Annotated in this window: 6 protein-coding genes; 1 reads left to right on the top strand and 5 read right to left on the bottom strand. The window is 55.4% G+C overall.

What is annotated here, in order from left to right; genetic code table 11:
- The first annotated feature begins 616 nt into the window (after window positions 1-616).
- On the top strand, window positions 617-1255 hold the full coding sequence (locus tag ACKTSJ_RS09805; RefSeq protein WP_407899766.1) for a hypothetical protein: 639 nt from the start codon (window positions 617-619) through the stop codon (window positions 1253-1255).
- Between the two features lie 56 nt (window positions 1256-1311).
- Here the strand turns inward: ACKTSJ_RS09805 and ACKTSJ_RS09800 are convergent, their stop codons facing one another.
- The 5 genes from ACKTSJ_RS09800 to ACKTSJ_RS09780 form a co-directional block, all read right to left on the bottom strand.
- Window positions 1312-2412 carry a glycosyltransferase family 4 protein gene (locus ACKTSJ_RS09800; RefSeq protein ID WP_407899764.1) on the bottom strand — a complete coding sequence of 367 codons (1101 nt, stop codon included), beginning with the start codon at window positions 2410-2412 and terminating at the stop codon, window positions 1312-1314.
- A gap of 112 nt (window positions 2413-2524) precedes the next feature.
- Window positions 2525-3760, bottom strand: a complete 1236-nt coding sequence (locus tag ACKTSJ_RS09795; RefSeq protein WP_407899762.1) for a hypothetical protein — start codon at window positions 3758-3760, stop codon at window positions 2525-2527.
- Between the two features lie 135 nt (window positions 3761-3895).
- A complete protein-coding gene (locus tag ACKTSJ_RS09790) occupies window positions 3896-4048 on the bottom strand; it encodes a DUF5989 family protein (RefSeq protein WP_407899760.1) in 153 nt (50 codons plus the stop codon).
- Window positions 4048-4455 (bottom strand): SxtJ family membrane protein, encoded by a 408-nt coding sequence (locus ACKTSJ_RS09785; protein ID WP_407899758.1) that lies wholly within the window; start codon window positions 4453-4455, stop codon window positions 4048-4050. Before ACKTSJ_RS09785 ends, ACKTSJ_RS09790 begins: the two co-directional genes overlap by 1 nt.
- A 3-nt stretch (window positions 4456-4458) precedes the next feature.
- On the bottom strand, window positions 4459-6306 hold the full coding sequence (locus ACKTSJ_RS09780; RefSeq protein WP_407899756.1) for a carbamoyltransferase: 1848 nt from the start codon (window positions 6304-6306) through the stop codon (window positions 4459-4461).
- Window positions 6307-6416: the final 110 nt, after the last annotated feature.

The following is a 6416-nucleotide window of genomic DNA, read 5'->3' as shown; positions in this document are numbered from 1 at the left end:
TCTCCTTGGTTTCTCCAGTCCGAAAATCGGAACGGAGGAGGTTAATCACCTGGGTAATTTTCAGCGCGCAGACACTAGGAAAAGTGGGGAATTTTCAACGCGTACCAACAGGTCTGCCATTCGGCATGCGCCATCACGCGCCCGTTCGGGTTGCCCGGCGAGCATACATAGATGAGTTGCGTCCGCTGCCAGACTGCTGGCGCCAACTGTGAAAAGTTCATCGCGTAATTGTCTGCCGGTACGGTGTTGAGATGATGTCGCGCCTGATTGAAAGACGATTTTCCAGGGAAGGTCGTACTCCGATGTTCCGAGTTATAATGCCCTCCGGCACCGATTGCAACGCTATCGTCAACTCGCCCCCAAGCACCTCATTCCAAAGAAACACCATGGATCAGCACAAATTTATCCGTAGGGATGAGACCGTACTCAAGTTATGCGCCAGTCGAACCGCATCCACGAAACAAACAAGGTTGCGGGTCTTCCATGTGTTGCGGCGCTTTACCCCCACGCTCGAAGGAAGCGAAATATGACCAAAAACCACGTCGAAATAGGACCTCTGATTGCAATTGTAGGTTGCGACGGCTCTGGGAAATCAACGGTTTGCGAAGATATTCTTGTGCTGGCGAGCACCTTCGGCCCGGCAACTTTGGCACACCTGGGCAAGCAATCCGGAAACGTCGGTCGCGCCATCGCCAAATGGCCGATCATCGGCGCATGGGTGGATCGCACGATTGTGCGCAAGACCGACAGTGCGCGTGCGCAACGCGACAAAAAAAAGAACCCGGGGTTGCTCACCGCACTGGTGATCAGCGCCTTTACCCTGCGCCGTCTGCGCCGCTTCAAGCGCATGCTGGCACAGCGACGGCAAGGCATGATTATCATTGCCGACCGTTATCCGCAACTGGATATTCCCGGTGCCGCCGATGGCACGGTCTTGTCTGTCAATGCGGAGAGCAACGGGTTGGTGCGGTGGCTGGCGCGGCGCGAGCTGGCCGCTTATGAGTGGATGACCCACTACCGCCCCGACCTGGTGATTCGCCTCAATGTCGATCTGGATGTTGCCTGCGCGCGCAAACCCGATCATCGCCGCGAACTATTGAGCGAAAAGATGAAAACCCTGCCACTGTTGAAATTCAACGGTGCGCCCATCGTCGATGTGGATGCCAACCAGCCGCTTGTCGAAGTGCTGTCAACGGCCAGGGCTGCGGTGACCCATACGCTCACCGCGCGCGGCTACACATCCCAAGGGATTTAATCCGGCATCCGACTGCGATGGCCGTGCCTGCCCATCCGGCACACGCCGGGAAGAAATCAATCGGCGCTGATCACACCGCGCGCGCGCAGGCGCTCCAGGATGGATTCGCCCGCGCGTCGAAACGCTTCTTCGCTGTACAGCGGTAGCACCCTGTCCCGTGCCGCCTGCCCCATGACCGCCAGGCGTTCCGGATGACTCAGGACTTCGGCCATGGTATCCGCAAGCGCGTTGACATCGCCCGGCGGCAATAGCCATCCGCTCACTCCGTGCTCCAGAGTATAAGGAATTTGCCCCACCGCAGAAGCAACCACCGGCAATCCAGCCTGCATCGCTTCATGCACGGCAATGCAAAAACCTTCAACGCGCGAAGGTTGCAGGTACAGATGCAGTCCGGCCAGGAATTCCAATGGATGTTCTGCAAAGCCGGTCAATCGAACCTCGGTGACGCCCGTGCGTTGCAGTGCGGCATTGAGTGCATCGAACTCGCGCCCCTCTCCGGCAATGATGACTTCAAATGGAACGGCAGCGCGAAATCCGCGCTGGCGCAACAGCGCCAGGGCTTCGATCAAAAGTTCATACGCTTTTTGTGGATGCAAACGTCCCAAGCTTCCCAAACGCAGCGTTTGTCCGGGCTGCCAAGGTTGTGCTTGCGGGGCGTCAGGGCGCGCTGAAAATAATGGCCACGACGCCATCCGTTCAGGCGGCACGCCAAAACGCTTGGCCGTGATCTCGGTCACCCGGTCGGAATCCCCAACCCACATCGCGGGACGTTTGCGCAAAAGATAGAACGGGATCAGCCGGCTCCACTTGAGGGTGGCGTTATGCTGCCAACACACGACCGGTACGGCATATTTTTTTCCAAGCAGCAGACCCATGATGCTGGCACGCGCGACCGAGGTCCAGATCAGATCCGGCTTGTACGCCGCAATCTCGCGCTCCAGCCAGCGATAGGCCGCCCAGTGGTCATGGTCGCCGCCCATACGCAGATGCACCTGCAATCCATCCGCGAGCATCGGCGGCAAGGCGCGCCCGTCGCGCCGGGCGAGGGCAAACACCTCCACGTGCGCACCGCTATTGCGCAGAACCCTGGTAACCGCAGGAATCGGCAGCGGGCCGCCGCTGCCTTCGAGTGAACTGGTAACGTAAGCGATTTTCATGCTGCGCGTTGTGCGGAATAAAGGAATGCCTGAAATTATACGGGATGGGAAGCTGCCGGATTCAATCGAAAACAGAAAAGTCGGACCAGAACGTCCGGGCCATTACATGACTTCAGTGCGGCAGCACCATGTTTTTCGCGGTTTCCTCCGCTGCGATCCGCTGCCCTTCCCCGTTCCAGTGTCCGTCGCTGATATAAAGATGTTCGGGATCGTGTTGCCGGTAGCTGTCGATCAGATGCACGCAGCTCAACCTCTCCCGGAGACAAATCTGTTTCAGCGGGTCCGTCAGGTTGGCGGGTTTGTACTTCGGATATTTTTTTGCCAGATCCGTATAGCCAATGGGAGCAAATGCGCCATAGCCGCGCGTCGTCATGTCGATCATCGAGGGCTGCACAACCACCATGAAGCGAATGTTTTTTGTCGCACAAAACCGGCTGGCCGCCTCCAGAATCTTGCCCATCAACGCGATCTTGGTGCGAGCTGATTCCGATTGCGGATGTGTTGCGATATCGATGTCGTAGAAATCCTTGAAATGGGAAAATTTGCGCGGCTTGTTTTCCCGGTAGGGGACATAGGCCAATGCGTTGTTTTCTTCCAGCAGTTGCAGGCTGCGTTCTACTTTTTCGTTCTCGCTCAAGGAACTGGTTTTCGCAACTGCGGCTCGGGCGATCAGGCGATTTACCGCGCCTTGAAGATACCAGTGGCGAAAAGCATTGCCGATGGCGGGACCCCATGAGGCGAGTTTCGGATCAACCGTGGGCGGGAACCCGGTCTCAACCAACTCGCCGTTCCCGGACAACTTGAACAAACGATTCTTGATGAGATCGCCATAATCGTTGTCGGCAAAAATATGGAACACCACGACATCGGGCTTAACCCGTTCAAAATCTTCCTGCAACCTGAGCAGACTTTGGTCGGGACCGGAGCCGGTCATGCCCGCATTGATCACCTGCGCATCCGCCCATTTCTGCCGCAACATTTTCTGCAACTGAGCCGGATATGTTTCCTCATCAGGCGAGAAGCGCGCATGAACGTTTGAATCTCCGTACACGATCACCCTTACCCCCCGCTTGTCGCCAATTTCATCTCCCCTGAAACCGAGAGAATTGGTCTTCCAGACAATGGTTGCGCCCCCGTCTTCGGGGCTGTTCGTATATTCCTTAACGATATTCGGTTTGAGCGCAACCAGATATTTGCTGTTGTACTGAAAGGCAACCGAGGTCGGCGCACTGCGCGCTTTTGCAAGTTCCGGAAATGCGATGCGCAGGACCAGCTCCAGGGCAACCAGCAGCCCCGCCGTGACCAGAACCACGATCATTGCATCACGCGCAATTTGTTTTATTTTCATCGGTACAGTTAACGCTATTGAGCCAATACCAGCTGGTCACGAAACGCACCCTGCGCATCCCGGTTTATCCAACCCAAACCGGGCATGGATCTGGAAAAACAACCATCCCGGCGGACACAGGCCGTGTATCGCGGATTAAAACAGGGTGTACACAAAAGGGGCCACTGCCGATCCTTGAGCGAAGATGAGCAGCGCACCAAGAAGAAGCATGACAATGATAATCGGCAGCAGCCAGAATTTTTTTCTGGCACGCATGAACCCCCACAGATCTTTCAATAAATCCAGCATTAGTATGGCCTTTCCAGGTTATGTTTTGATTCGGATTCCTTGTGCTCCCGATACGACAGCGCATCCGGATCAAATTTGCGGCGCAACGCATCTTTCCCCAAGATTTTAAGCAGCAGACCGATCGGAAAAAACAGGCCATAAAAAAGCAGGCCCAGAATGATGCGGGTGTTGATCCAGTTCATGACCAAGCCGAACCCCATCCAGATGCGATACGGGTATTTCAATGCCATCGGTACGGCCAGCGCGCAACCCGCCAATATCCCCGCAACAATCCACGGCCATCGCGGATAACTGAACGAGAGAATATAGGGGGCAATCAGGCCAAACAAAACGGCCAGGATTGCGCCGGTCGTGATTCCAAACTTGCGGTATCCCCGCCGATCCAGGTCATCGATTGTGTTCTTCATCATTTAGTCCAGTCCAAATTCATCGCGCCAATCGGTTTTTTCCGACCATGCCGGCTGTTGTGTTTTGCACAGCAGGTAATTTTCCAGCACCAGATAATCCATTTCCGTCCGCATGAAGCACCGGTAGGCATCTTCAGCCGTGCGCACAATCGGTTCGCCGCGAACATTAAAGGAGGTGTTGACCAGAACCGGGCAGCCTGTTTTCTGTTCGAACGCATCCAGCAGATGGTAGAAACGCGGGTTGGTTTCAGGATGTACTGTTTGGATCCGCGCCGAATAATCCACGTGGGTGACGGCGGGGATTTCAGAGCGGGGAATGTTCAGTTTCTCGATCCCGAACAGCTTGTTTTGCGCTTCGGTCATCTCGAAACATTTGCTCTTTTTGACCGGGGCCACCATCAACATGTACGGGCTGCTGCGATCATGCTCGAACCAGTCGGATACTTTTTCTGCCTTGACGGCAGGGGCAAACGGCCGGAAGGACTCGCGATATTTAATCTTGAGATTCATCACCGACTGCATTTTCTGACTGCGCGGATCGCCCAGAATGGAGCGGCCACCCAATGAGCGCGGCCCAAATTCCATGCGTCCCTGGCACCAGCCGATCACATTTTCATTGGCCAGAATTTCCGCCAACCGGGGCATCAATGTTGCGTCGTCCAGCTTCTCGTACGGGGCATGGATCGAATCCAGATACCGCTCAATTTCTGCGGGTTCACAGCGCGGGCCAAGATATGAGCCCTGCATGGCATCGCCCTTTTCAACCTGCCGGGGCTTTTCCAGATACTCGTGCCAAACCGTCAAGGCCGCCCCGAGCGCCCCGCCCGCATCCCCCGCCGCCGGCTGAATCCAGATGTCCTTGAACGGCCCTTCTCTCAACAACCGGCCGTTGGAAACGCAGTTCAACGCCACGCCGCCCGCCAGGCACAGGTAATCCACGCCCAGGGTCTGATGCACGTTGCGGGCAATTTTCAAAACAATCTCTTCGGTGACAACCTGAATGGAACGAGCCAGATCCATCTCTTTTTGGGTTATTTCTGACTCGGCCTTGCGCGGTGGGCCGCCAAACAGACGATCAAACTTCTTGTTCGTCATGGTCAGCCCGGTCGCATAGTTGAAATAGCTCATATCCAGGCGATAGGTGCCATCTTCTTTCACGTCAACCAGATTTTCCAGAATCCGGTCAACATAGGTGGGCTGACCGTAGGGAGCCAAACCCATGAGTTTGTATTCGCCGGAATTGACCTTGAATCCGGTGTAGTAGGTAAAAGCCGAATAGAGCAAGCCCAACGAATGCGGGAAATCGATTTCCCATTGCGGCTCCAGCCGGCTGCCTTCACCCAGCCAGACCGAACTGGTCGCCCACTCCCCCACCCCATCCAGACACAACACAGCCGCCTTCTCAAACGGACTGGGGTAAAAAGCCGAAGCAGCATGCGACTTGTGATGCGAGTTGAACAGCAACGGCGGTAAAGTTTCGACGTCCTCCGACAGTTCTTTCTGGATCGCCATAAATTCCTTTTTCAGCGTGGTTTTCAGGAACAACTTATCCTTCAACCAGACCGGCATGGAAGCCAAAAAAGACTTGAACCCGACCGGGGCATAAGCGAGATACGTCTCCAGCAGACGCTCGAATTTGACCAATGGCTTGTCGTAAAAAACCAAATAGTCAATGTCGGCCAGCTTCAGCCCCGTTTCCTGCAGACAATATCGGACGGCGTGCCCGGGAAAATTCGCATCATGCTTTTTGCGTGTAAACCGTTCTTCCTGCGCAGCGGCTACGATTTTTCCATCAACCACAAGCGCTGCGGCACTGTCATGGTAGTACGCGGATAGGCCTAGTATCTTCATGCGAAACGTAATTTCCGGATAATGTGGGTAGAGATTCCCGCCAAGCGGGAAAAATTGGGGGGGGATTTTAACCGATACACCCCCTTAAGTGGATAAAATTATGCGCGGCG

Origin of the sequence: Ferrigenium sp. UT5, from assembly GCF_045866295.1 — a bacterium.
Taxonomy (GTDB): domain Bacteria; phylum Pseudomonadota; class Gammaproteobacteria; order Burkholderiales; family Gallionellaceae; genus Sideroxyarcus.
This window is presented reverse-complemented; position numbering and strand designations above follow the sequence as displayed.

What these genes read in the sequence shown, in the direction of transcription:
- ACKTSJ_RS09800 (WP_407899764.1), bottom strand. Translation starts at nt 2,412, where the DNA reads ATGAAAATCGCTTACGTTACCAGTTCACTCGAAGGCAGCGGCGGCCCG.
- ACKTSJ_RS09795 (WP_407899762.1), bottom strand. Translation starts at nt 3,760, where the DNA reads ATGAAAATAAAACAAATTGCGCGTGATGCAATGATCGTGGTTCTGGTC.
- ACKTSJ_RS09790 (WP_407899760.1), bottom strand. Translation starts at nt 4,048, where the DNA reads ATGCTGGATTTATTGAAAGATCTGTGGGGGTTCATGCGTGCCAGAAAA.
- ACKTSJ_RS09785 (WP_407899758.1), bottom strand. Translation starts at nt 4,455, where the DNA reads ATGAAGAACACAATCGATGACCTGGATCGGCGGGGATACCGCAAGTTT.
- ACKTSJ_RS09780 (WP_407899756.1), bottom strand. Translation starts at nt 6,306, where the DNA reads ATGAAGATACTAGGCCTATCCGCGTACTACCATGACAGTGCCGCAGCG.